Genomic DNA, 21,924 nt, shown 5'->3' with positions numbered 1-21,924 from the left:
GCTGCAGGCGCTGCTGCGCCGCCAGGACCGTCGGCGGGCGACGACCGCACCTGCCGAGGGGCCTGGTCCCGACGACGGGCCCGGACTCGACGAGGGCACGGGGACGACCGACGGGCCAGACGCCCCGCAGGCGGGGGGCGCGGCCGCATGAGCACGCTCATCCACCTGCCGGTGTTCGGCCTCGCCCTCACCCTCAGCGCCTACCTCCTGTCCCTGTGGCTGTACCAGCGAACGGGGCGGCCCGGGCTGCTGTCCCCGGTGCTCGTCACGGTCGTGATCGTGGCCGGGGTGCTGCAGCTGACCGGGCTCCCGTACGCCGAGTACCTCGAGCAGGTGACCGTGCTGACCCTCCTGCTCGGCCCTGCCACCGTGGCCCTTGCCCTGCCGCTGCTGCGCAACGGCCGGGCGCTGGCCACGTCGGCCCCCGCCGTGCTGGCGACGCTGGTGGTGGGCGGCGCGCTGAGCGTGGCGCTCACCGTCGCGGTGCTGACCGGGTTCGGGGTGGGGGACAACCTGCTGCGCGCCGCCCTGCCCCGCTCCGTGACCTCGCCGGTGGGACTGTCGATCGCGGAGCTCCTCGGGGCGTCCGTGCCGCTCGCGGTGGTGCTCACCCTGATCTCCGGGGTGCTCGGGGCGGTCGTCGGCCCGGCGCTGCTGACCCTCGTGCGGGTGCGCGACGAACGCGCTCGCGGTTTCGCCGTCGGCCTGACCTCCCACGGCATCGGCACCTCGCGCGTGCTCGCCGAGTCCACCGTGGCTGGCGGCTGGTCCAGCGCGGCGATGGTGATGAACGCCCTGGTCATGACCGTTGTGCTGCCGATCGTAGCGGCGCTGGTCACCGGCTGAGGATCTGCAGATCAGTGGCCGCCGTCGAGCTTGCCGGACAGCCGCTCCAGGCGCTGGAGGCTGGCTCCGTCCAGGCCGATGATGCGGGCTTCCTTGCCGCGGGCGGAGTATTTCGACTGGACCGCGTCGAGGGAGGCGACGGTCGAGGCGTCCCAGACGTCGGCGTCGGTGAGGTCGACGATCACCGTGGTGGGGTCGCCCGCGTAGTCGAACTGGTAGACGAGGTCGTTGCTGGAGGCCCAGAACAGCTGGCCCGTCACGGCGTAGCGGCGGATATCGACGGTGTCGTCGCCGTCCACGTCGGTCTCCCACACCTTCTCGATGCCGACCAGGTGAGCGACGCGGCGGGCGAACAGGATCATCGCGGCGATCACGCCGAGCACAACGCCGATCGCGAGGTTGTCGGTGGCGACGGTCGCGACGACGGTCACCAGCATGACCGCGGTCTCGGACCACGGCATCATCCGCAGCGTGGTGGGGCGGATGCTGTGCCAGTCGAAGGTGCCCACGGAGACCATGATCATCACCGCGACCAGGGCCGCCATCGGGATCAGGCCGACGATGTCGCCGAGGGCGACTACCAGGATTAGCAGGAATACGCCGGCCAGGAAGGTGGAAAGGCGGGTGCGGGCCCCGGACTGCTTCACATTGATCATGGTCTGGCCGATCATGGCGCAGCCGCCCATGCCTCCGAAGAAGCCCGTGACCACGTTGGCGATGCCCTGGCCCCAGGTCTCGCGGGTCTTGTCGGAATGGGTGTCCGTGATGTCGTCGACCAGCTTGGCGGTCATCAGCGACTCCAAGATCCCGACCAGTGCCATCGCGAGGGCGAAGGGGCCGATGATCTGCAGGGTCTCGAGGCTCAGTGGAACGTTCGGGAAGAGCAGCTCCGGGAGCGACTCGGGCAGCTCGCCCTGGTCCGAGACGTTCGGCATCGTCCAGCCGGAGGCGACGACGGCGAGGGTGATCAGCAGGATCGCGACCAGCGGCGCCGGCACCATGGTGGTGAACCGCGGGAGCAGCACCATGATCGCGATGCCCGCGGCGACCAGGGGGTAGACGATCCAGGGGATGTCCTCACCGAGGAGGTGGGGGAGCTGGGCGAGGAAGATGAGGATCGCCAGGGCGTTGACGAAGCCGGTCATGACGCTGCGGGGAATGAACCGCATCAGCTTCGCGACGCCGAGGAGGGCGAGGACGACCTGGAGCACGCCGGCGAGGATGACCGTGGCGATGAAGTAGTCCATGCCGTGATCACGGGCCACCGGGGCGATGACCAGGGCGACCGCTCCGGTCGCGGCAGAGATCATCGCCGGTCGCCCGCCGACGATCGAGATCGTGACGGCCATGGTGAAGGAGGCGAACAGGCCGACCTGGGGCGGGACGCCCGCGATGATCGAGAACGAGATCGCCTCGGGGATCAGGGCGAGGGCGACCACCAGACCGCCGAAGATCTCGGTCTTGAGCAGTCGGGGGCTGCGCAGGGCGCTGCGCACCGTGGGCGGTTCCTGCTGGGAGTGCTGGGGCGCGCTGTCCGCAGGCGCCGTGCTGAGTGATGACACGTGGGGAGTCCTAGGGGAGAGGGCGGGCCCCGGAAGCACGGAACGTTTCCATGAGAGACCCGGCATGCAAACCTCACGTTACGTGAGAGTTGGCCGGGTTGACAGGGGGTCGTGCATCACATCCCGCGCGGTGCTGCTCGCCTGCTACTCGCTCGCCGAGTCGTCGTCGGGTTCACGCGAGGACAGGGACGGAGTCGTGGAGAGCTCGCGGAGACGGGTGAGGAATTCGTCTGCCATCTCGACCTTTCTCGCGAGCCGTTGGCGGCGCTCGATGGCGATCTCCTCGAACTCCTGGACCCGACGCCGGGCGTCCTCCGAGGCGCCGTGCGTGGCGGCGGCGTCAGTGGCCTCGAGCAGCTCGCGCATCTGGTCCAGCGTGAAATCCAGCGGCTTCATCCGACGGATCAGCAGGATCCGCTCCACGTCGGACTCCGAGTAGAGCCGGAACCCGCCGGCGGTGCGCTCCGAGGGGGTGATGAGGCCGATCTCGTCGTAGTGCCGCAGTGTGCGGAAGCTGAGGTCCGTGCGCTCCGTGACGGCGCCGATGTGCATCAGCTGTGGCATCTCCTCGTTCCCGCTCATTGCCCCAGTCTGCCCCACGCGAGGCCGGCGCATGGAGCTGCAGGGCCGTGACGCCGGTGGCGATCAGGGCGGTGCGAGCCAGGATCGTGTGCGACGCGACGACGCGGCGCACGACGATCTCCGAGGAGTTGGCGCCCGTGAAGCGCTGCGCGAGGTCATCGGTGATCGCGTGCAGAGCGTGATCGGTGCTGAGTAGCGACGGGGTCCCCCCGCGAGGGTGTCGTGTCAGCCACCGAGGCCCGAGGGGGCGGCCGGTGCGTTCCGCGGCAGGAGGCTCGCGATGAGTTCCTTGACCCGGGTGCGGATCTCGTCGCGCACCGGGCGGACCTCCGCGACGCCTTTGCCGGCAGGGTCCACGAGCTCCCAGTCCTCGTAGCGCGTGCCGGGGAAGATCGGGCAGGCGTCACCGCAGCCCATCGTGATCACCACGTCGGACTCCTTGACCACATCGGTGGTCAGGATCTTCGGGCTCTGGGCTGCGATGTCGATGCCGACCTCGGCCATGGCTTCCATCGCGGCCGGGTTGACCTGGTCGGCCGGGGCCGAACCGGCGGAGCGGACCTCGATGGAGTCGCCGGCGAGATGGGAGAGCCAGGCGGCGGCCATCTGGGAGCGGCCGGCATTGTGGACGCAGACGAACAGGACACTGGGGCGAGCGGTCGTAGGGGGCTCCTGGGGGTGAGTGGCGGAGGGCGCAGGTCAGGAGAGTTCGAGGAAGGCGCGCAGCTCGGCGAAGGCCGACGGTACGACGGAGTAGTGGGCCCATCGCCCCTTCTGCTCACGGGTGAGCAGGCCGGCGTCGACGAGCTTCTTCATGTGGTGGCTGACGGTCGGCTGGCTGATGCCCAGCGGCTCGGTGAGATCGCAGGCGCAGACGTCGCCGCATCCCTGGGCCGCCACATGGGAGAGCAGCTGGAGGCGCGTCGGGTCCGAGAGGGCCTTGAGGCGCGATGCCAGGTGCTCCGCCTCGGTGGCATCGATCGGGCCGGCCCCGAGCGCGCAGCAGTCGAGCGTGGCGCGCTCGTCCGGTGCGCGCTCGCGCGATGTGCACGACGGCGCGGTGCTCTCCGGGAGCGGGATCGAGGGCGCGATCGAGGGGGAGGTCATGCGATCACCTTACATTGACGAATGTCTATACGGCAGGCTAGCGTTCGCATCGATGTTCGTCTATAGGAAGAGGTGGCCCCCGTCATGACGACGACCACAGCGCCCGGTGCGCCGACCCGCGTGGCCGGGGAGATGTCCTTCCTCGATCGGTTCCTGCCGGTGTGGATCATCGTGGCGATGATCCTCGGACTGGCCCTCGGCCGCTTCGTGCCCGGGCTGAACCAGGTGCTCGAGAGCATGTCCGTCGCCGGCATCTCCGTGCCGATCGCGATCGGGCTGCTGGTGATGATGTACCCGGTCCTGGCCAAGGTCCGCTACGACGAGACCCGCCGCGTGACCGCCGACCGCAAGCTCATGGTGCTGTCGCTGGTGCTGAACTGGATCGTGGGCCCCGCGATCATGTTCACCCTGGCCTGGCTGCTGCTGGCCGATCTCCCCGAGTACCGCACCGGACTGATCATCGTGGGCCTCGCCCGCTGCATCGCCATGGTCTTCATCTGGAACGACCTCGCCTGCGGCGACCGGGAGGCCGCGGCCGTGCTGGTGGCCATCAACTCCGTCTTCCAGGTCCTCGCCTTCGGGGCGCTCGGCTGGTTCTATCTCCAGGTGCTGCCCACCTGGCTGGGACTGCCCGTGACCTCGGCCGAGTTCTCCGTCGGCGCGATCGTGCTCTCCGTGCTGGTCTTCCTCGGGATCCCCCTGCTCGCCGGCTTCCTCACCCGGGTGCTCGGCGAGCGCGCCAAGGGACGGGACTGGTACGAGAGCCGGTTCCTGCCCCGCATCGGCCCCTTCGCGATGTACGGCCTGCTGTTCACCATCGTGCTGCTCTTCGCCCTGCAGGGAGACGCGATCACCTCCAATCCCTGGGACGTCGCCCGGATCGCCCTGCCGCTGCTGGCCTACTTCGTGGGCATGTTCCTGGTCTCGCTCTTCGCCGCCCGCGCCGTCGGGCTGACCTATGCGAAGTCCACCACGGTGGCTTTCACGGCATCGGGCAACAACTTCGAGCTCGCGATCGCCGTCGCGATCGGCACCTTCGGCGTCACCTCCGGGCAGGCGCTCGCGGGTGTCGTCGGCCCCCTGATCGAGGTGCCCGTGCTCGTCGCCCTGGTCTACGTGTCCCTCTGGCTGGGCCCGCGCCTGTTCCCCGGTGACACCACCGTCCCCGCCCGCACCACCGAGAAGGTCTCCGCATGAGCTCCCAGAACTCCGCCACGCCGTCCGTGCTGTTCGTGTGCGTGAAGAACGGCGGCAAGTCCCAGATGGCCGCCGCGCTCCTGCGCCACCACGCCGGAGACGCCGTCGAGGTGCACTCCGCCGGGACGAAGCCCGGCAGCGCGATCAACGCACTCTCTGCCGGCGTCGTCGCCGAGGTCGGCGCGGACATGTCCGCCGGATTCACCAAGCCGATCGACCCCGCGCTGCTGGCCCGCGTGGACCGGGTCGTGGTGCTCGGCGAGGAGGCCGTCGTCGAGTCGGTGCGGGGCATGGCGGGGACGATCACCACGTGGGTGACCGACGAGCCCTCCGAACGCGGGATCGAGGGCGCCGAGCGGATGCGCCTGGTGCGCGACGACATCGACGCCCGGGTGCGCACGCTCCTGGACGACCTCACGCAGACCTCGTCCTGACGTCCCGCACCCAGGAGACCACCGAGTCCACCACCGGAACCACCTCCACGCGCCCTCTTCCGGCGAGCAGGCCCACTCCCACCTCGAGAAGCACGGCAGCCCCGCTGCTCGAGGAACGGCAGCAGCCGTTCGGTGGCCGCACCGAACAGGCGTACGATTCCGCGCGTGCCACCACTCGGCCTCACCCCATCCCGCGCCGTCGACCGGCGTCCGCGCCCCGCTCGGACCGTCTTCCTGGCCTTCGCCGCCTGCGGTCTCCTCGGGACCCTCCTGCTCCTGCTCCCGTCGGCCTCCACGGGGGCCAGAGGAGCCACACTCGTGGAAGCCCTCTTCACAGCAGTCTCCGCCCTCTGCGTGACCGGGCTCATCGTCGTCGATACCCCCGTCTTCTGGACCACGTTCGGCCAGGTCGTGATCCTGGTGCTGATCCAGATCGGCGGCTTCGGCGTGATGACCTTCGCCTCCGTGATCGGCATCGCCGTGATCCGGAAGCTCTCCCTGCGCTCGAAGCTCACCGCCGCGGCAGAGGTGAAGAGCTTCGGCATCGAGGACGTGCGGACCCTCGTGCTCAGCGTCGTGCGGATCTCCCTGATGATCGAGGCGGTCGCGGCGGTGATCCTCACGCTGCGCTTCGCCCTCGCCTACGGCGAGACATGGGGCGACGCCGTGTGGCTCGGCGTCTTCCACGCGGTCTCCTCGTTCAACAACGCCGGGTTCGCGCTGTACAGCGACAGCCTCATGTCCTTCTCCGATGACCCGGTCATCCTTCTGACCGCCAGCGGTGCCACGGTGCTGGGAGGTGTCGGCTTCCCCGTGCTGATGCAGCTGAAGAAGCATCTGGGCACCGTGCGCCTCTGGTCGATGAACACCCGGATCGTGGTCGCTGCGACGCCGCTCCTGCTCGCCCTGGGAACCCTGTACATCACTGCTCTGGAGTGGAGCAATCCGGAGACGCTGGGAGGGATGCCGCCCCATCTGCGGATCCTGAACGGCTTCGCCATGTCCGCCCAGACGCGGACCGCCGGCTTCAACACCGTCGACACCGGGGCGATGGATCCCGCCACCTGGGTGGGCATGGACCTGCTGATGTTCATCGGCGGAGGACCCGCAGGAACCGCTGGTGGCATCAAGGTCACCACCTTCGCGGTGCTGTTCTTCCTCATGCTCGGCGAGCTGCGCGGCGCCGGCGCCGTCACCGTCTTCGGCAAGCGCCTCTCCCGGGCGGTGCATCGCCAGGCCATCACCGTCATCGTGCTGGCGGCCGGCCTCATCGTCGCCGCCACCATCGTCATCATGCTCCTGACCGACCTCTCGCTCGACGTGATCCTGTTCGAGGTGGTCTCGGCCTTCGCCACGGTGGGTCTGTCCACCGGGATCACGGCGGATCTCCCTGCCAGCGCGCAGCTGATACTCATCGTGCTGATGTTCATCGGCCGTCTGGGCCCGATCACGGCGGCCACCGGCCTCGCGCTGCGGCAGCGGACCCTTCTCTACGACCTCCCCAAGGAAAGGCCGATCATTGGCTAAGCGCAGGTTCTTCCGGTCCGTACCCTCCTCCTCCGTCACTTCGGCGAACGCGGTGGCCGTCATCGGGCTGGGCAGGTTCGGTCAGTCCCTCGCCCTCGAGCTCATGAAGGACGGCGCCGAGGTGCTGGGCATCGACGTGCGCGAGGACGTCGTCCAGGCCCTCAACGGGCAGCTGACCCACGTCGTCGCGGCCAATGCGACCAATGAGCAGGTGCTGCGTCAGCTGTCCGTCTCGGAGTTCGATCGGGTGGTCGTCGCGATCGGCAGCGACATCGAGTCGAGCATCCTGGTCACGTCGCTGCTGCTGCGCTTCTCGGTCCCGCAGATCTGGGCGAAGGCCGTCAGCGACGCGCACGGCCTGATCCTCGAGCAGCTGGGGATCCCCCACGTCGTGTACCCCGAGAAGGACATGGGTCGCCGCGTCGCCCACATCGTGCTCGGCAGCATGCAGGACTTCATCGAGATCGACACCGATTTCGCGATGGTCAAGACCGCGCTGAATCCCGAGTACGAGGGAACACGGCTCGGTGACAGCGGCATCCGCCGCAAGTTCGGAGTCACCGTCAGCTCCGTGAAGCACCGGAACGGGGCGTGGCAGCCAGCGACGGAGAACACCGTGCTCACGGAGGGAGACACCATCCTGGTCACCGGACCCACCCGGAAAGCCGAACGGTTCAGCAGATCGTCGTCCTGACCCGGAGATCCCCGAACCCATGACCCCGCGATCCTCGTCGTCAGAGGACCGCAGGGGTGTCGAGAACAGGTTCTCGGGGTCGCTGCAGCCTGGAGGACGCAGAAGCGCATGGCCTGACCACGACCAGGAATGGGAAGCGAGACCCCCTCATGACGTCGATCGCCGACCACGACGCCTGTATCGCGTAGGCGCCCGAACAGTTCCAGCCCTCTCTGCACCGGTTGCGCGAGATCCTGCGCCGCGTCCTGCCGGAGGCCGAGGAGATCGTCGCCTGCACCATGCCCGGGTTCACGATCGACGGCACGGTCGTGGCCAGCTATGCAGCATTCAGCAGGCAGTGCGGGCTGTATCTGCGTCCCCACGCCCTGACCGAGCACGCCGAGGAGATCGCGGCCGCCGGTCTGAAGGCGACCAAGACCGGCATCACGTTCACCCCGCGCAAACCCATCCCGGACGACCTCGTCGAACGCCTCGTGCGGACCTCGCGACAGGGCGTCGAGGGCTGATGCCCCTCACGGCGCATCGGCGAGCGGGGGAGGAGATCCGCCGATCATCTCGTCGTACCCGGCGCGGAAGTCGGGCACCTCGAGAGAGCCGAGCAGATCGAGGAGAGCGGTGCCGTCGAGCACGGTGCCGACGCCGGTATCCGGCTCCTTGCGCGGGGGTGCAGGCTTCCCGAGCCGCCGTGCGATGTGCGTGACGACCTCGCCGAGGGTCGACGGGACGCCGTCCACGGCGTGCAGGAGCTCCGGCGGATCGGGTGTGCCGAGCAGCGTCACGACCGCCCGGGCGAGGTCGACCTCGTGGATCCGATTCGTGTGCCGGCCGTGTTCGACAGGGCGCCCCTCAAGGACGGCCCTGATCAGGTGATCGCGCCCGGGCCCGTAGATGCCCGCCGGCCGCAGGACGCTCGCCCCGAACAGCTCGCGCGCGGCCTGTTCCCCGTCGAGGAGCACGTGGGCCCGCTCCGACCGGGGACGGGCGGGATCGGACTCGGTGAGCGGGCGGGAGGAGTCGTAGCCCTCGAGCACCCGGGTCGAGGAGACGAACACGGTGCGCCGGGGCGCCGCAGGGAGGGCGGCGGCGAGATGCTGCAGCGGTTCGCGATAGCTCGCGGCGACGGACGGGGTCAACGTGATGACCATGGTGTCGACCGCGGGCAGCGCGGAGGGGAGGGGCTCGCTGAGATCCGCGGTGATCGGCGTGAACGCGAGCGGCAGGGCGCTCGGGTCGCGGCGGAGTCCGGCGATCTCGCGGCCTCCGGCGACCTCTCTGTCTCCGTCGACCTCTCTGCCCTGGGCGAGCAGCAGCTCGCCCACGCGGATGCCGACGCGGCCGCAGCCGACGAGCAGGGTTGTTGCACTCACGGTCGCCTCCTCCGGGGTGTTCGTCCGCGGGGGATCGTCTCTCGGTGACCTGACCGCCACCTGAGGCTCCACGTCCTCGGTCCCAGGTTCCACGGAACCCCGCTGAGTGCACAGAAAGATGCGGTCCGCGACCTCCTCCAAAAGTCGGGTGCGGTGCGCCGTGCACTCCGAAATAATGGACTGTTGCCGCCCTACCCGGGTCGTGTCGTGTCCTGCCGTGCCGCGCTCGGGCTGCGGCTCGCTTCGCGGACAGGATCTGTCCGCCACTGCCCCTACCGTTGCTCCTGCCGCCGATCGCGGTGCGAGCACTGCCGTGCCCCAGCCTGATCCCTCACCAAGGACCCTCCATGCTCTGGACCGTCATCCGGCGACACCTCCGCCCCTATCTCCCGCACGTCGCCGCCGTGATCGTGCTGCAGCTCGCGACCGTGCTGGCCACGCTGTACCTGCCCAGCCTCAACGCGGACATCATCGACAACGGCGTGGCCACGGGCGATACCGACTACATCTGGCGCATCGGCGGAGTCATGCTGATCGTCGCGATGGTGCAGGTCATCACGGCAGTGATCTCCGTCTGGTTCGGGGCACGCGTGGCGATGGGCATGGGGCGGGACATCCGCCGCTCCATCTACACCCGCGTGGACCGCTTCTCCACCGAGGAGATGGGACGCTTCGGCGCCCCCACGCTGATCACCCGCGGCACCAACGACGTGCAGCAGGTGCAGATGCTCGTGCTGATGACGCTGAACTTCATGGTCATGGTGCCGATCATGTCCATCGGCGGGATCGTCATGGCGATCCAGGAGGACCCCGGCCTCTCCTGGCTGGTGTGGGTGGCCGTCCCGGTGCTGATGGTCATCGTGGGCCTGCTGGTCACGAAGCTCATGCCGCTGTTCCAGCGCATGCAGGACAACATCGACTCGATCAACTCCGTGATGCGCGAGCAGATCATGGGCATCCGCGTGGTGCGGGCCTTCGTGCGCGAGAAGCACGAGACCGCCCGCTTCGAGGACGCCAATGCGACTCTCACCGACACCTCGGTGCGGATCGGCCGGCTGTTCGTGATCATGGGCCCGGCGATCACCGTGGTGCTGCACCTGGCCACCGCCGCCGTGCTCTGGTTCGGCGGTCACCGCGTGGATGCGGGGCTCGTGCAGGTCGGCTCGCTGACAGCCTTCATGCAGTACCTCCTGCAGATCCTCATGGCGGTCATGATGGGCACCTTCATGTTCATGATGTTCCCGCGCGCGATCATCAGCGCCCGCCGCATCGGCGAAGTCCTCGAGACCACGCCCACCCTCGCCGAGAGCTCCCGTCCCGTCTCCCTGGATCGGGCCGGCGGCGGTGCGACGGTCGAGTTCCGCGATGTCACCTTCTCCTATCCGGGCGCCGAGGCCGCCGTGCTCGACGGCGTCTCCTTCACCGCCGAGGCGGGCCGCACCACGGCGATCATCGGCTCCACCGGCTCGGGGAAGACCACGCTGATCAATCTCATCCCGCGCCTGCACGACGCGACCGGCGGCCAGGTGCTGCTGGACGGGGTGCCGGTCACCGACCTCTCCCGCGCCACGATCTCCGCGACCGTCGGCCTCGTGCCCCAGAAGCCGTACCTGTTCTCCGGCACCATTGCGCACAACCTGCGCTTCGGTGATCCGACGGCCGACGACGACGAGCTGTGGCGGGCGCTCGACATCGCCCAGGCCACCGAGTTCGTCGCCGACCGCACGACCGGCGAGGGGGAGGGCGTGACGAAGGGCCTGGAATCCCTCGTCTCCCAGGGCGGCACCAACGTCTCCGGCGGGCAGCGCCAGCGCCTGTGCATCGCCCGCACCCTGGTGGCCCGGCCCCGGGTGTTCGTCTTCGACGACTCCTTCTCCGCCCTCGACGTCGCCACCGACGCCGCGGTGCGCGCCGGGCTCGATGCGCACACCGAGGGGGCGACGCGGATCGTCGTCGCCCAGCGCATCTCCAGCATCACCGGCGCCGACCAGATCCTCGTGCTCGACGAGGGCCGGATCGTGGGCCGCGGGACCCACGAGGAGCTGCTGGAGTCCAGTGAGACCTACCGGGAGATCGTCGATTCCCAGATCACCGTGGAGGAGCCGGCATGAGCGCCGCGAAGAAGCAGAAGAGGGCCGGGACGGATCCGGCCGACGGAACCGGCTCGCAGAACCCGTCGGCCCCGTCCGCCACAGGGGCGACGCCGCGCTCCGGGGCGGCCGCCGCAGACCTCACCGAGGCCGAGATCCTCGAGATGCAGGACTCCATGAGCGGCGAGTGGGGCGAGTCCGCGCCGCGCAAGGCTAAGGCGTTCTGGCCCTCCGCGATGCGTCTGGCCGGCACCTTCGCCGACCACAAGCTCAGCCTCGGGATCGTGCTGGCCTTCGGGATCATCTCCACGGCGCTGACCGTATGGGCACCCTCGATCCTCGGCGACGCGATGGACGTCATCTTCGACGGGGTCCGCACCGGGAACGGCGTCGACTTCCCGGCGCTGGGCCGGCTGCTGCTGATCGTGCTGGGCATGTACCTCGTGGCGGCCCTGTTCGACTGGCTGCAGGGGCGGCTGCTCAACGACGTGGTCATGCGCATCGTGTACCGCCTGCGCGAGAAGATCGAGGCGAAGGTCAACCGTCTTCCCCTCTCGTACTTCGACACCCGCCAGCGCGGTGACCTGCTCTCGCGCACCACCAACGACGTCGACAACGTGCAGACCGCCCTCCAGCAGGCCTTCGCCTCCCTGGTCTACGCGGTTCTCACCATCGTGGGCATCACGGCGATGATGTTCTACCTCTCCTGGCAGCTGGCCGTGATCGCCCTGGTGGCCCTGCCGGTCTCCGGCGTGGTCATCGGCTTCATCGGATCGAAGTCGCAGAAGCTGTTCACCGCGCAGTGGCGCAACACCGGACGGCTGAACGGCCACGTCGAGGAGTCCTTCACCGGCCACGACCTGGTCACCGTGTTCGACCGCCAGGACTCGATGCTCGAGCAGTTCGATACGCGCAACGAGGAGCTGTACGAGGCGTCCTTCAAGGCCCAGTTCTACTCCGGCATGATCATGCCGATCATGCAGTGGGTGACCTACCTGGGCTACGTGGGGATCGCCGTGGTGGGCGGTCTGCGGATCGCCAGCGGGCAGCTCAGCCTCGGCCAGGTGGTCGCCTTCATCCAGTACTCGCGCGAGTTCAACGCGCCGCTGGGCGAGGTGGCCGGCATGGCGAACATGCTGATCTCCGGCGTGGCGTCGGCCGAGCGGATCTTCGAGCTGCTCGACGCCGAGGAGCAGGAGGCCGACGGGGAGATCACCGCCCCGGACGCCGCTCCCGACAGTGCCGCCGCTGCTCCCGACGGGTCCGCCATTCTCGACGGTCCCGTCACCGACGGTGCGCTCCCGCGCCGCCGCATCGAGCGAGCCGAGCTCACCGCCCCCACCCGCGGGCGCATCGAGTTCGACCACGTCGCCTTCTCCTACACGGCCGACAAGCCGCTGATCACGGACCTCGCCCTGGTCGCCGAACCCGGCCAGACCATCGCGATCGTGGGACCCACCGGCGCGGGCAAGACCACTCTGGTCAACCTGATCATGCGGTTCTACGAGATCGACGGCGGCGAGATCCGACTCGACGGCGTGGACATCCGTGCCCTGGACCGCGGCGCGGTGCGCAGCCAGGTGGGCATGGTGCTGCAGGATGCCGTGCTGTTCGGCGGCACGATCCGCGAGAACATCCGCTACGGGCGCCTGGACGCGAGTGACGACGAGGTGATCGCGGCGGCGACCGCCACCTTCGTGGACCGCTTCGTGCACACCCTGCCCGACGGCTACGACACCGTGATCGAGGACGAGGGTGCGAACATCTCCGCCGGTGAGCGGCAGCTGATCACCATCGCCCGCGCCTTCCTCGCCGACCCGGCGCTGCTGATCCTCGACGAGGCCACCTCCTCGGTGGACACCCGCACCGAGGTCCTCGTGCAGGAGGCGATGGCGGCGCTGCGCACCGACCGCACCAGCTTCGTCATCGCCCACCGGCTCTCCACCATCCGCGACGCCGACGTGATCCTCGTGATGGAGCACGGCGACATCGTCGAGCAGGGCGATCACGACGCGCTGCTCGAGGCCGAGGGTGCCTACCACCGGCTCTACTGGTCGCAGTTCGCCGGCGGTGTGGATCCCGACGCGGAGGACGCCGTGCTGGCGGGCTCCGCAGCCGTCACCGGCGAGGTGGCCGCCGTGGCCGGCGAGGCGCCCGACACCCCGGACGGCCTCGCTCACGCCTAGCCAGGCGCCCGACACCCCGGACGGCCCCGCTCACGCCTAGGGCGTGTCTCCCTTATGTGAAGCAGTGTCGCTTGAGGGCCTGGATGTTTGGCTACCGCGATGACTCGACATCAGGTCCTGTCCGGCGAGCAGTGGGAGCGCGTGATCCACCGCGAGCTCGCATCAATGCTGGACTCGGTGCCCCTCGAAGACTGGCCGATGGTCGCGTAGTCACCAACTTTCGCCCAGGATCCGCAGCATCGTGTTCCCGCTGGCCTCCGCCGCTGATAGATCTTGTGTATCCCCTTGTTGGCGACTCTGACGGGGTGGACGGCGAGAACCACAGGAATAGGCAGAGATGAGCACCATGACGAACCCACCGCGGACGGACGACGCGAGCAGCGTCGCCACGCCGGCAGCGATCGACGCTGTGCAGATCTCCAAGTCCTTCGCTGTTGACGGCCGCGAGTTGCCGATCCTGCACGAGGTCTCGCTGCAGGTTCCGGCCAACGAACTTGTCGCGATCATGGGCCCTTCAGGATCGGGGAAGTCCACCCTGCTGTACTGCCTGGCCGGCCTCGAAAAGCCCAGCAGTGGCGGAGTCCGCCTGAACGGCATCGAGCTCGGGCGCCAGTCGAGGACGGCCCTGGCAAAGATGCGCCGCCACGACATCGGTTTCGTCTTCCAGTCCTACAACCTGATCCCGACCCTCACCGCGTACGAGAACGTCGCGCTCCCGTACCTGCTGGCAGGGCACAAGCCGCCTCGCGACGAGCTGCTCGAGGTGATCGACCATGTGGGACTTGCGCACCGCCTCGACGCCCGGCCACCTTCGATGTCCGGCGGCGAACAGCAGCGCACCGCACTGGCCCGCGTACTGTCCCAGCAGCCGCAGATCGTCTTCGCCGACGAGCCGACCGGCGCCCTCGACAGCAGATCCGGTGAACTGGTGCTGTCCAGGCTCACCGACATCTCCCGCCAGCCCGGGCGCGCCGTTCTGCTCGTCACCCACGATCCGGCGGTCGCCGCACACTGCGACCGGGTACTGTTCCTCGCCGACGGGCGACTCGTCTACGAACTCCGCCCCCGTTCGGTGAGCGAGGTGGCCGACACTCTCGCCCGCCTGAGCACCGAGAGCCAGGAGGTCTGATCCGTGCATCGCCTCCAACTGGCTGAGCTCCGCGACTCCTGGACCACCTGGCTCGGCGTCAGCCTCGGCTTCATCACGACGAACTTCACGCTCGTCCTCTCGGCGCTCACGCTAGTGGCCGGTTCGCGGGCCGTCCAGAAGGGGCACCTCGATCCGCTGGACTCCACGGCCTTCGTCATTACCCCTGCGCAGAACCTTCTCTTCTGCGCTGTCGTGGGGATGGTCGTCATCAGCACCGCCACCAACCTGGCGCTGAGCGCGCGTCGAGGCGCCCTGGCGCGGCTCGCGCTCAACGGTGCCACCCCGCTGCAGATCGTCGGCACGGTCATGTTCCAGCTCGTGACGGTCAGCCTCGCCAGTTCGCTGATCGGTTCCCTTCTTGCCCTGCTCGCTCTGAGGCCAGCATTGGGGTTCCTGGCCTTCGAGCGCGTCCAGGCCGGAACCCCGATGCCGGCACCAGAACCGGTCTACTCGATCTGGCCCTTCCTCCTCACCACCCTGGGCGCCATGGCCATCGCGGCCCTCGGTGGTCTCCGACAAGCCGTGCGTGGAAGCCTGACCGCCCCGGTGGAGGCACTGCGTGAACACTCCGCTGACGGCCAGACGCTCCGTATGACGATCGGGCGCATCATCGGGACGGTACTGACGGCGCTGGTCCTGGCCGCTGCCTACGCGACGATCACGGTCTTCACGGCAGAGCCTGATTCTGAGACCGTCAGCAACTTGATCATGCTCAGCATGTCCGTCCTGATCGTCATGGCCGTGTTCCTCGCCCTCCTGGCACCGGTCCTCATCGGACCACTGACCCGAGCCTGGGTTCGCCTGCTTCCCCTGCCGTCCGCGAGCTGGCAGATGGCCCGACGGACCGTGACCTCACGGGCTCGACGGCTGACCCGATCAGTGGTCCCGGTGATGATGACGATCGGGCTCCTGCTGGGCATGCTGGGCATCTGGGGCTCGCTCGAATCCACCCTGATCGCGAACGGCTACGACATCGAGATCACCGCGACGGGTCCGGCGTCGCTGCTGGTCTTTCTCGGTCTCCCCTTGCTGATCTCCCTCGCCGGCGGCGTCGGCTCGCTGATCATGATGTCCCGGCAGCGCGATGCAGAGCTCGCTCTGCTCGGCATCGTCGGTGCCACACCAGGCCAACGCGTCCTCGTGCCCATGCTGGAGGCAGTGATCATCACGGTCACCGCGACCCTCCTGGGCCTGATCATGGCTGCGGGCGCCCTCGCCGTCCTCACCGTGGGCCTCCCAGCGGCGGGCATGACATACGCCTTTGTGCCGCCGACGGCGATGTTCGCTGTCACCGTCACCGCCACCATGGTGATCACCATCAGCGCGACCGTGATCCCAACCCTCCGCTCGCTCCGCGAGGTCGAACCAGCCCTCATCGCCCGCCTCGTCGCGGACTAGGGCATCTCCCCTACTTGCGTAGCCAGGCGATGACGGCGCAGAGGACGACGCTGGCGCGGTAGGTGATGGCGTGTTTGTCGTAGCGGGTGGCGATCCCGCGCCACTGCTTGGCCAGTCCGAACTGCCGCTCGACGACGTTGCGGCCAGCGTATGCGGTCTGATCGAGGCCGGGTGGGCGTCCGCCGCGAGTGCCCTTCTTCTCGCGGTGAGCGATCTCGTCGGACTTCTGCGGGATCACGGCCTTGATGCCCCGCGCTGCAAGCATCCGTCGGGTCTTGCCCGAGGAGTAGGCCTTGTCTGCGACCACTGCAGTAGGCCGGGACCGGGGCCTGCCGGGCCCAAGGCGCGGGACTCGAATGTCGTCGAGGACCTCGACGAGCATCGCGCCGTCGTGGCGTTGACCGCCGGTCAGCACGATCGCCAACGGCATGCCGTTGCCGTCGACCGCGGCATGGACCTTGCTGCCCAGCCCGCCACGTGACCTGCCCACCGCGTGGCCCTCGGGTTCCTCAGCGGTCAGATTCTTGTGGTTCGCTCCCGCCCCCTGTGGGCTGATCAGGACGAGTGGTGTTGGTCCCGTGCTGGTGGGCACGGTTGATCGTCGAGTCCACCGAGACCGTCCAGTCGATGTCTCCTGCCGCGTCGGCCTGCGCCATCAGCGCGGCATGGACTCGGTCCCAGACTCCGAGCCGAGCGTAGAGATAGTGGCGCTTCCATACCGTCTGCCAGGGGCCGAACTGCTCACGGGGCAGATCGCGCCACGGGATCCCGGTGCGGGACCGGTAGATGATGCCCTCGACGATCTTCCGATTCTCACGGAACGGATGCCCTTTGCGTCCCGTGTTCGACGGCAACAGCGGCTCGATCCGCTCCCACTGCTCGTCGGACAGGACCCGATATCGAGTCGTCGCCGTAGCCATAGACCCAGGCTCTCAAGCGAAACCGCCGCACATATAGGAGACACGCCCTAGTCAGGCGCCCGACACCCCGGACGGCCCCGCTCACGCCTAGCCAGGCGCTGCCCCGCCGAGCTGTACCTCGCGCTGCCCGGTCACGGATTCCTCGCCTGGGCTCACGTTCTGTACCCCCGACCCCGGCACGCGTCCCCCGCCTGGGGTGCAGGGCCAGCGGGGCAAAGTTGGGGGAATGAGCTCGCCATTCCCCCAACTTTGCCCCGCTGGCAATCGGTTATCGGTAGTCGGCAGCCGTGGCCGTGGCCGTGGCTGTGGCTGTGGCCGCGATCGTGGTCGCGGGGCATGGTGGCTGCGTCGGATTCGCTGGGGCGTGGGGCGTGGGGCGTGGGGCGTGGGGCGTGGGGCGTGGGACACGAGGCGGGGAGCACGAGGACCGGGGCGCTCAGCGACCGGTGCTGTGTGGTCTGGACCACTCGCGGGGAGTAGCGTCGGCGCATGGACATCACGATCGTCGGCGGCGGGGTCTGCGGCCTCGCGCTGGCTGGCCCATGAGCTCGGCCCCGACCATCTCGTCACCGTGCTGGAGTCCTCCCCGGGGCCACGCGGCGGCGGCTACATGATCGACTTCTTCGGCCCCGGGTTCGTCGCCGCGGAGCGGATGGGCGTGCTCGAGGAGCTGCGCCTGCGCGGGCACGTGTTCGACGGGGTCCGCTACGGCTTGCCGGACGGATCCGACAGCGGCACGATCGACGCCGGCCCCCTGGTCGAGGCCGCCGGCGGGCGCTACTTCTCGATCCTCCGCCCCGAGGTCGAGCTCGGGCTGCTCGCTCAGCTCCCGGACTCCGTGGACCTCCGCTACGGCACCCGCGTGGTCGAGGTGGAGGACGTCGGCCCAGGGCGAGCGGCAGTCGTCACCGCGGAGGGCGAGGTGCCGGAGTCCGATCTGGTAGTCGCCTGCGATGGCGTGCGCTCGCCGGTGCGCGAGCAGGTCGCCCCCGGCCACGGCCCGATCCTGCCGATGGGGTACCGCGCCGCCAGCTACCTCTTCGAGGATCGGCAGCTGGCCCGCGAGCTGGGGGAGCGGATGCTCATGTCCGACTCGATCCAGCGGGTGGGCTGGTTGTATGCGGCCGACGTCGATCAGGTGGGGGTCATGTTCGCCGAACGCGTCGACCGCCATGACACGGAGCGTCCCGTCCCGGACCCCGATCGTCTGCGTCGGCGGTTCAGCGGCCTGCACCCGCAGATCGACCGGGCTCTCACCCACGTCCCGGACTCCTTCTACGACGATCTCGTGGCCCAGAGCTATGCGCCGCGCTGGAGCCGCGGACGTGTGGTGCTCGCCGGGGACGCCGCCCACGCGCCGTCGCTGCTCGCCGGGCAGGGGACCTCCCTCGCGATCGCCGGTGCCGAGGCGCTGGCCCGGAGCCTGCGGGCCGCCGGTCCGCACATCGAGGTGGGCCTGGCGGAGTACGAGCGACGGTGGCGGCCCACGGCGGAGAAGGTGCGGCGCTCCGGTCGTCTCAGCGCGTCGGCCTTCATCCCGGCCACCGCGTTCCAGCTGCGGCTGCAGCAGGTGGGGCGCCGCGCGATCGGCCTGCCCGGCGTGAGCCGCCTGCTCAGCCGCCAGTTCGTCGCCGCCTGAGGCACGCTCACCCCAGAGGTGAGCGCCGTGCCCGCCTCACAGGTGCAGGGTGCCGCCGTTGCTGCGGAAGGTGCCGGGCGGCTGCCCGAAGTAGCGGCGGAACGCCGTGATGAACGGGCGCGCTTCGGGATAGCCGCAGGTGCGGGCCACCTGGGCGATCGGGTCGTCGGTCTCCAGCAGCAGGTGGGCGCCGCGCTCCAGGCGCAGCCGGCGCAGCATCGCCATGAGCGATTCCCCGGTCTCCCGCGCGAAGAGCCGCGCCGCATGCCGTGCGGAGAGGTGCACGACCGCGGCCACGTCCCGCACCTGCACCGGGCGTGCGAGGTTGTCGGCGAGGTAGCGCTCCATGGAGGCCACGCTCGAGGTGGTGCGGGCTTCCGGGTCGAGGGCGACGGCGAGGTCGTCGGGCGCGGCGAAGGCCCGTGCGGTCTCGATCACCAGAGCGGTGCCGAGCGCCTTGAGCTGCTCGCTGACCCCGGAGCGTGGAGCGGCGGCCTCCGCGGCCAGTGCCGCGATCAGCACGGGCAGGGACCCGAGCTCGGAGGAGACCAGCGGGCGGTCGGCGCGCAGCAGTCCGCTCCACCACCCGGGGGCCGAGGCCGACGTCGCACCCGTCGGCTGCAGGGTGAAACCCCAGAACGCGATCCCGAGCCCGTCGACGGGATCGGAGATGATCTCGTGCACGTCGCCCGGTCGCGCTACGAACTGGGCGCCCTCCTCGATCTCCTGCACGTCGCCCTCGACGCTGAAGGTGCCGGAACCCGAGTAGGCCAGGCACACCTCGAAGTAGGAGTGCGTGTGCGCGTAGTTGCGCCAGACGGCGGGCGCGTAGAAGCCCCAGCTGAGGTAGTCGACGTCGAACCCGTCGACCTCGCCGGTCACGAGCAGACCGGCGAGGTCGACGAAGGTCGTCGCACGGGCGACGGAATCGAGGGTCACCCGAGCATCATGCCTGCTCGGCCCGGCCCGTGGGATCACATCCCGCCAGGATGAGGCCCTGGCCGAGGGACTCCTTGTGCTGGTCGGTCATGGGCGGATCGGCGGGGTCACGGAACTGCACGAGCCACGTGGTGCGGGCCTCGTCGCTCATGTTGACGCCGGAGCTGTGCACCGTGAAGTAGGTGAAGAAGATGACGTCACCGGCCTCGGCCTCCATCGGGACGAGCTGGTCGGTGGGGAAGTCGGGGAGGTGGAAGCTGCCCTCCGGGTCGTGCTCGCGAGGCCCGGCCTTGTGGCTGCCCGGGGCGACGCGCACGCAGCCCTTGACGTCCGGGGCGTCATCGAAGTGGAAGATCGCCGCGGCCACCTTGTGGTGCTTGTGCGGGAAGAAGGGGTAGTCCTGGTGAGGAGGGAACGGGGAGCCGTTCTCCGGCGGCTTGATGAACATCTTGGTGTGATGCAGCTGCACGTTGGGGGTGCGCAGAACAGCCGCCGCGACGGACGTGAAGCGCGGATCCGTGAGCAGGCGGGTGTACGCGGCGTCGTAGAACTGGGCGTCGTGCAGGTGCTGGAGGCTGGTCTTCCGGCCCATCGCGCTGGCGGAGGCGGAGTCCCAGGTGGCGTCGTCCTTGCGGTCCAGGGAGGCGATCAGCTCGTGGCTGCGAGTGCGGTACTCGGCCGCCTCCTCCTTCGTGAGGAGTCCCTTGACCAGGACGTAGCCCTGCTCGTCATAGGAATCGGCCAGTGCGTCGAGGTCTGCGGGAGCAGTGGAGAGGGTGGTCATCATCGACCCTTCGTGGGAGTGGTGTGCGGTCAGCTGTGCGTGCTCCTCGAGCCTAGGAAGCTCTGCGCGGGCCCACCAGGCAGAGAGCGGACGCGGATGTTCGCGGGACGGCCATGCTCTCTGTGCGGCACCGGGCGGTGACCGATCTCGGTCGGGGCGCCCGGTGTCGATATCCGGGCCGAGCCGGTGATCCGGACGACGAGCCGGGGTGCCGCGAGGCTGGCCGGCCGCCTGCGCTCAGGGGCGCCGCACGTACTCGGTGAGCGCGACCCCGCTGTCGAAGTCACGTGTGCGGACGTGATCGAAGCGGACGGGCTCGTAGTCGCCGGGGGTGAACAGCGGGATGCCACCGCCGAACAGGAGCGGCTGCCGCTTGAGCACCAGGCGATCGATCTCGCCGCGCAGCTGGGAGGCGAGGTCGGCGCCCCCGCACAGCCAGATGTCGCCGGTGCCGCCATCCCTGCCGCCGCCCGAGCCCTCGCCGCGCTGCTTCAGCTCGCGCACGACCTCGACGGGGTTCGCGTCCGTCGTGGTCAGATTCTCCGCGGGCTCGAGCTCGCGGTGGGTGAACACCACCTGCTCGAGGTGCCGGTACGGGCTGGGCATGTCCGGCAGTCCCACGGCGTGGGTGGCCGCGCCCATCAGGACGGTGCTGAAGCGACCGCTGGACTGGTCGATGCCGAGATGCGCGGCGATGTCGGTGGGGATGGTGTCGGGGTACTCCTCGAGCAGGACGTCCATGTGGTCCCCTTCGGTGGGGAAGCTGTCGAACTGGCCCTCGGGGCCGGCGATATAGCCGTCCAGGCTCACGGCGACGTAATAGATGAGCTCACGCATGTCGACTCCAGGGGTGCGGGACGCCGTCGCGGACCACGACAGCTGTGGTGGTCGAGAGTACGACACCTGTGGTGGTTCGCGCTAGGGTGCTTCCATGGCTCGCAACGATGACCGCCGACGGGCACTGGCCGACGCCGGCCTGTCCGTCCTCGCCGACGAGGGGGCTCGCGGCCTGACCCACCGCGCCGTGGACCGCGCCGCCGGGGTTCCTCTCGGCACGGCGTCGAACTACTTCCCCTCACGCACCGCGCTGATCGAAGGCCTGGTGGGGCGCATCGGCGAACGACTCGCGCCGAGCGAGAAGTTCCTGCGCGAGCACGAGGGTCTGCCGCCGAGCAGGGAGCTGTTCAGTCAGTATCTGCGCGACATCGCACGCCGGCTGCTCGGCGACCGGCAGGTGGCGATCGCCCTGTTCGAGCTGCGTCTGGAGAGCACCCGTCGGCCGGAGATCGCTGAGCTCCTCGGTCGCTGGCGGCGCGAGGGCTTCGCCGCGGACGTCGCCTTCAACGCCCGGGCCGGACTCCCGGGAGGGGCCGACGAGATCGCGCTGTTCCACTACGCGATGGACGGCCTGATGCTGGACCAGCTCACGGACCCGCTGATGCCGGAGGAGCCGATCGACGACATCCTCGACGCACTGGTCGACAGGCTGTTGCCGAGATGAC

Annotated in this window: 21 protein-coding genes; 12 read left to right on the top strand and 9 right to left on the bottom strand. The window is 69.2% G+C overall.

Translation table 11 applies throughout. From position 1 onward, the window contains the following. Positions 1-147: 147 nt before the first annotated feature. Positions 148-846, top strand: a complete 699-nt coding sequence (locus ACT3T5_RS07170) for an LrgB family protein (RefSeq protein WP_444594011.1) — start codon at positions 148-150, stop codon at positions 844-846. Positions 847-857: 11 nt separating this feature from the next. On the opposite strand, the gene ACT3T5_RS07165 is transcribed toward ACT3T5_RS07170, so the two are convergent. The 4 genes from ACT3T5_RS07165 to ACT3T5_RS07150 form a co-directional block, all read right to left on the bottom strand. Further along, on the bottom strand, positions 858-2,474 hold the full coding sequence (locus tag ACT3T5_RS07165) for a SulP family inorganic anion transporter (RefSeq protein ID WP_444594010.1): 1,617 nt from the start codon (positions 2,472-2,474) through the stop codon (positions 858-860). A gap of 78 nt (positions 2,475-2,552) precedes the next feature. Next, the gene (locus ACT3T5_RS07160) at positions 2,553-2,990 is read right to left on the bottom strand and encodes a MerR family transcriptional regulator (RefSeq protein WP_444578508.1); all 438 of its coding nucleotides are present in this window, start codon (positions 2,988-2,990) and stop codon (positions 2,553-2,555) included. A gap of 225 nt (positions 2,991-3,215) precedes the next feature. Next, positions 3,216-3,632 (bottom strand): arsenate reductase ArsC, encoded by a 417-nt coding sequence (locus tag ACT3T5_RS07155; RefSeq protein WP_444594020.1) that lies wholly within the window; start codon positions 3,630-3,632, stop codon positions 3,216-3,218. A gap of 57 nt (positions 3,633-3,689) precedes the next feature. Next, on the bottom strand, positions 3,690-4,097 hold the full coding sequence (locus ACT3T5_RS07150) for an ArsR/SmtB family transcription factor (RefSeq protein WP_444578509.1): 408 nt from the start codon (positions 4,095-4,097) through the stop codon (positions 3,690-3,692). An 84-nt stretch (positions 4,098-4,181) separates the two neighbouring features. On the opposite strand from ACT3T5_RS07150, the gene arsB reads away from it, so the two are divergent. The 5 genes from arsB (at position 4,182) to ACT3T5_RS07125 (ending at position 8,455) form a co-directional block, all read left to right on the top strand. Beyond that, positions 4,182-5,294, top strand: coding sequence for an ACR3 family arsenite efflux transporter (gene arsB, locus ACT3T5_RS07145; RefSeq protein WP_444594009.1), 1,113 nt, complete (start codon positions 4,182-4,184; stop codon positions 5,292-5,294). After that, entirely contained in the window at positions 5,291-5,728 is a 438-nt protein-coding gene (locus ACT3T5_RS07140; protein WP_444578512.1) for an arsenate-mycothiol transferase ArsC, read from the top strand. Before arsB ends, ACT3T5_RS07140 begins: the two co-directional genes overlap by 4 nt. Before the next feature lie 165 nt (positions 5,729-5,893). Further along, positions 5,894-7,255: a TrkH family potassium uptake protein gene (locus ACT3T5_RS07135; protein WP_343926684.1), complete on the top strand. Its 1,362-nt coding sequence runs from the start codon at positions 5,894-5,896 to the stop codon at positions 7,253-7,255. Continuing rightward, a complete protein-coding gene (locus ACT3T5_RS07130; RefSeq protein ID WP_444578514.1) occupies positions 7,248-7,949 on the top strand; it encodes a potassium channel family protein in 702 nt (233 codons plus the stop codon). Before ACT3T5_RS07135 ends, ACT3T5_RS07130 begins: the two co-directional genes overlap by 8 nt. Positions 7,950-8,161: 212 nt before the next feature. Continuing rightward, positions 8,162-8,455 carry an iron chaperone gene (locus ACT3T5_RS07125; RefSeq protein ID WP_444594019.1) on the top strand — a complete coding sequence of 98 codons (294 nt, stop codon included), beginning with the start codon at positions 8,162-8,164 and terminating at the stop codon, positions 8,453-8,455. 6 nt (positions 8,456-8,461) lie between these two features. Here ACT3T5_RS07125 and ACT3T5_RS07120 read toward each other — a convergent pair whose 3' ends face one another. Next, positions 8,462-9,316, bottom strand: a complete 855-nt coding sequence (locus ACT3T5_RS07120; RefSeq protein ID WP_444594008.1) for an SDR family NAD(P)-dependent oxidoreductase — start codon at positions 9,314-9,316, stop codon at positions 8,462-8,464. 347 nt (positions 9,317-9,663) lie between these two features. Here ACT3T5_RS07120 and ACT3T5_RS07115 point away from each other — a divergent pair, with 347 nt between their 5' ends. The 4 genes from ACT3T5_RS07115 to ACT3T5_RS07100 all read left to right on the top strand — a co-directional run bounded on the left by ACT3T5_RS07115 (position 9,664) and on the right by ACT3T5_RS07100 (position 16,140). Next, complete coding sequence (locus tag ACT3T5_RS07115) at positions 9,664-11,427, top strand: ABC transporter ATP-binding protein (protein WP_444594007.1); 1,764 nt, start codon at positions 9,664-9,666, stop codon at positions 11,425-11,427. Continuing rightward, on the top strand, positions 11,424-13,592 hold the full coding sequence (locus tag ACT3T5_RS07110) for an ABC transporter ATP-binding protein (protein ID WP_444594006.1): 2,169 nt from the start codon (positions 11,424-11,426) through the stop codon (positions 13,590-13,592). The genes ACT3T5_RS07115 and ACT3T5_RS07110 overlap by 4 nt, the downstream gene beginning before the upstream one ends. A 337-nt stretch (positions 13,593-13,929) precedes the next feature. Then, positions 13,930-14,721, top strand: coding sequence for an ABC transporter ATP-binding protein (locus ACT3T5_RS07105; RefSeq protein ID WP_444594005.1), 792 nt, complete (start codon positions 13,930-13,932; stop codon positions 14,719-14,721). Between the two features lie 3 nt (positions 14,722-14,724). Continuing rightward, positions 14,725-16,140, top strand: a complete 1,416-nt coding sequence (locus tag ACT3T5_RS07100; RefSeq protein WP_444594004.1) for an FtsX-like permease family protein — start codon at positions 14,725-14,727, stop codon at positions 16,138-16,140. Positions 16,141-16,150: 10 nt separating this feature from the next. Here the strand turns inward: ACT3T5_RS07100 and ACT3T5_RS07095 are convergent. Further along, a protein-coding gene (locus ACT3T5_RS07095) for an IS5 family transposase (protein WP_444594003.1) occupies positions 16,151-17,060 on the bottom strand; the annotation gives its coding sequence in 2 pieces (ribosomal slippage) (positions 16,151-16,684 and positions 16,686-17,060; 909 coding nt in all). Between the two features lie 571 nt (positions 17,061-17,631). Here ACT3T5_RS07095 and ACT3T5_RS07090 point away from each other — a divergent pair. Further along, positions 17,632-18,699: an FAD-dependent monooxygenase gene (locus ACT3T5_RS07090; RefSeq protein WP_444594002.1), complete on the top strand. Its 1,068-nt coding sequence runs from the start codon at positions 17,632-17,634 to the stop codon at positions 18,697-18,699. 36 nt (positions 18,700-18,735) lie between these two features. Here ACT3T5_RS07090 and ACT3T5_RS07085 read toward each other — a convergent pair whose 3' ends face one another. The 3 genes from ACT3T5_RS07085 to ACT3T5_RS07075 all read right to left on the bottom strand — a co-directional run bounded on the left by ACT3T5_RS07085 (position 18,736) and on the right by ACT3T5_RS07075 (position 21,259). After that, positions 18,736-19,638 carry a helix-turn-helix domain-containing protein gene (locus tag ACT3T5_RS07085; RefSeq protein WP_444594001.1) on the bottom strand — a complete coding sequence of 301 codons (903 nt, stop codon included), beginning with the start codon at positions 19,636-19,638 and terminating at the stop codon, positions 18,736-18,738. Between the two features lie 7 nt (positions 19,639-19,645). After that, a complete protein-coding gene (locus tag ACT3T5_RS07080) occupies positions 19,646-20,422 on the bottom strand; it encodes a phytanoyl-CoA dioxygenase family protein (RefSeq protein WP_444594000.1) in 777 nt (258 codons plus the stop codon). A 237-nt stretch (positions 20,423-20,659) separates the two neighbouring features. After that, the gene (locus ACT3T5_RS07075; RefSeq protein WP_444593999.1) at positions 20,660-21,259 is read right to left on the bottom strand and encodes a dihydrofolate reductase family protein; all 600 of its coding nucleotides are present in this window, start codon (positions 21,257-21,259) and stop codon (positions 20,660-20,662) included. Positions 21,260-21,353: 94 nt separating this feature from the next. On the opposite strand from ACT3T5_RS07075, the gene ACT3T5_RS07070 reads away from it, so the two are divergent. After that, positions 21,354-21,923 carry a TetR/AcrR family transcriptional regulator gene (locus tag ACT3T5_RS07070; RefSeq protein ID WP_444593998.1) on the top strand — a complete coding sequence of 190 codons (570 nt, stop codon included), beginning with the start codon at positions 21,354-21,356 and terminating at the stop codon, positions 21,921-21,923. Position 21,924 lies beyond the last annotated feature (1 nt).

Source organism: Brachybacterium sp. AOP3-A1-3 (assembly GCF_052378285.1).
Lineage (GTDB): Bacteria > Actinomycetota > Actinomycetes > Actinomycetales > Dermabacteraceae > Brachybacterium.
The sequence above is the reverse complement of the archived record's forward strand: the minus strand, read 5'-3'. Positions and strand labels throughout refer to the sequence as shown.

What these genes read in the sequence shown, in the direction of transcription:
- ACT3T5_RS07170 (WP_444594011.1), top strand. Translation starts at nt 148, where the DNA reads ATGAGCACGCTCATCCACCTGCCGGTGTTCGGCCTCGCCCTCACCCTC.
- ACT3T5_RS07165 (WP_444594010.1), bottom strand. Translation starts at nt 2,474, where the DNA reads ATGCCGGGTCTCTCATGGAAACGTTCCGTGCTTCCGGGGCCCGCCCTC.
- ACT3T5_RS07160 (WP_444578508.1), bottom strand. Translation starts at nt 2,990, where the DNA reads ATGAGCGGGAACGAGGAGATGCCACAGCTGATGCACATCGGCGCCGTC.
- ACT3T5_RS07150 (WP_444578509.1), bottom strand. Translation starts at nt 4,097, where the DNA reads ATGACCTCCCCCTCGATCGCGCCCTCGATCCCGCTCCCGGAGAGCACC.
- arsB (WP_444594009.1), top strand. Translation starts at nt 4,182, where the DNA reads ATGACGACGACCACAGCGCCCGGTGCGCCGACCCGCGTGGCCGGGGAG.
- ACT3T5_RS07140 (WP_444578512.1), top strand. Translation starts at nt 5,291, where the DNA reads ATGAGCTCCCAGAACTCCGCCACGCCGTCCGTGCTGTTCGTGTGCGTG.
- ACT3T5_RS07115 (WP_444594007.1), top strand. Translation starts at nt 9,664, where the DNA reads ATGCTCTGGACCGTCATCCGGCGACACCTCCGCCCCTATCTCCCGCAC.
- ACT3T5_RS07110 (WP_444594006.1), top strand. Translation starts at nt 11,424, where the DNA reads ATGAGCGCCGCGAAGAAGCAGAAGAGGGCCGGGACGGATCCGGCCGAC.
- ACT3T5_RS07105 (WP_444594005.1), top strand. Translation starts at nt 13,930, where the DNA reads ATGAGCACCATGACGAACCCACCGCGGACGGACGACGCGAGCAGCGTC.
- ACT3T5_RS07080 (WP_444594000.1), bottom strand. Translation starts at nt 20,422, where the DNA reads ATGACCACCCTCTCCACTGCTCCCGCAGACCTCGACGCACTGGCCGAT.
- ACT3T5_RS07075 (WP_444593999.1), bottom strand. Translation starts at nt 21,259, where the DNA reads ATGCGTGAGCTCATCTATTACGTCGCCGTGAGCCTGGACGGCTATATC.
- ACT3T5_RS07070 (WP_444593998.1), top strand. Translation starts at nt 21,354, where the DNA reads ATGGCTCGCAACGATGACCGCCGACGGGCACTGGCCGACGCCGGCCTG.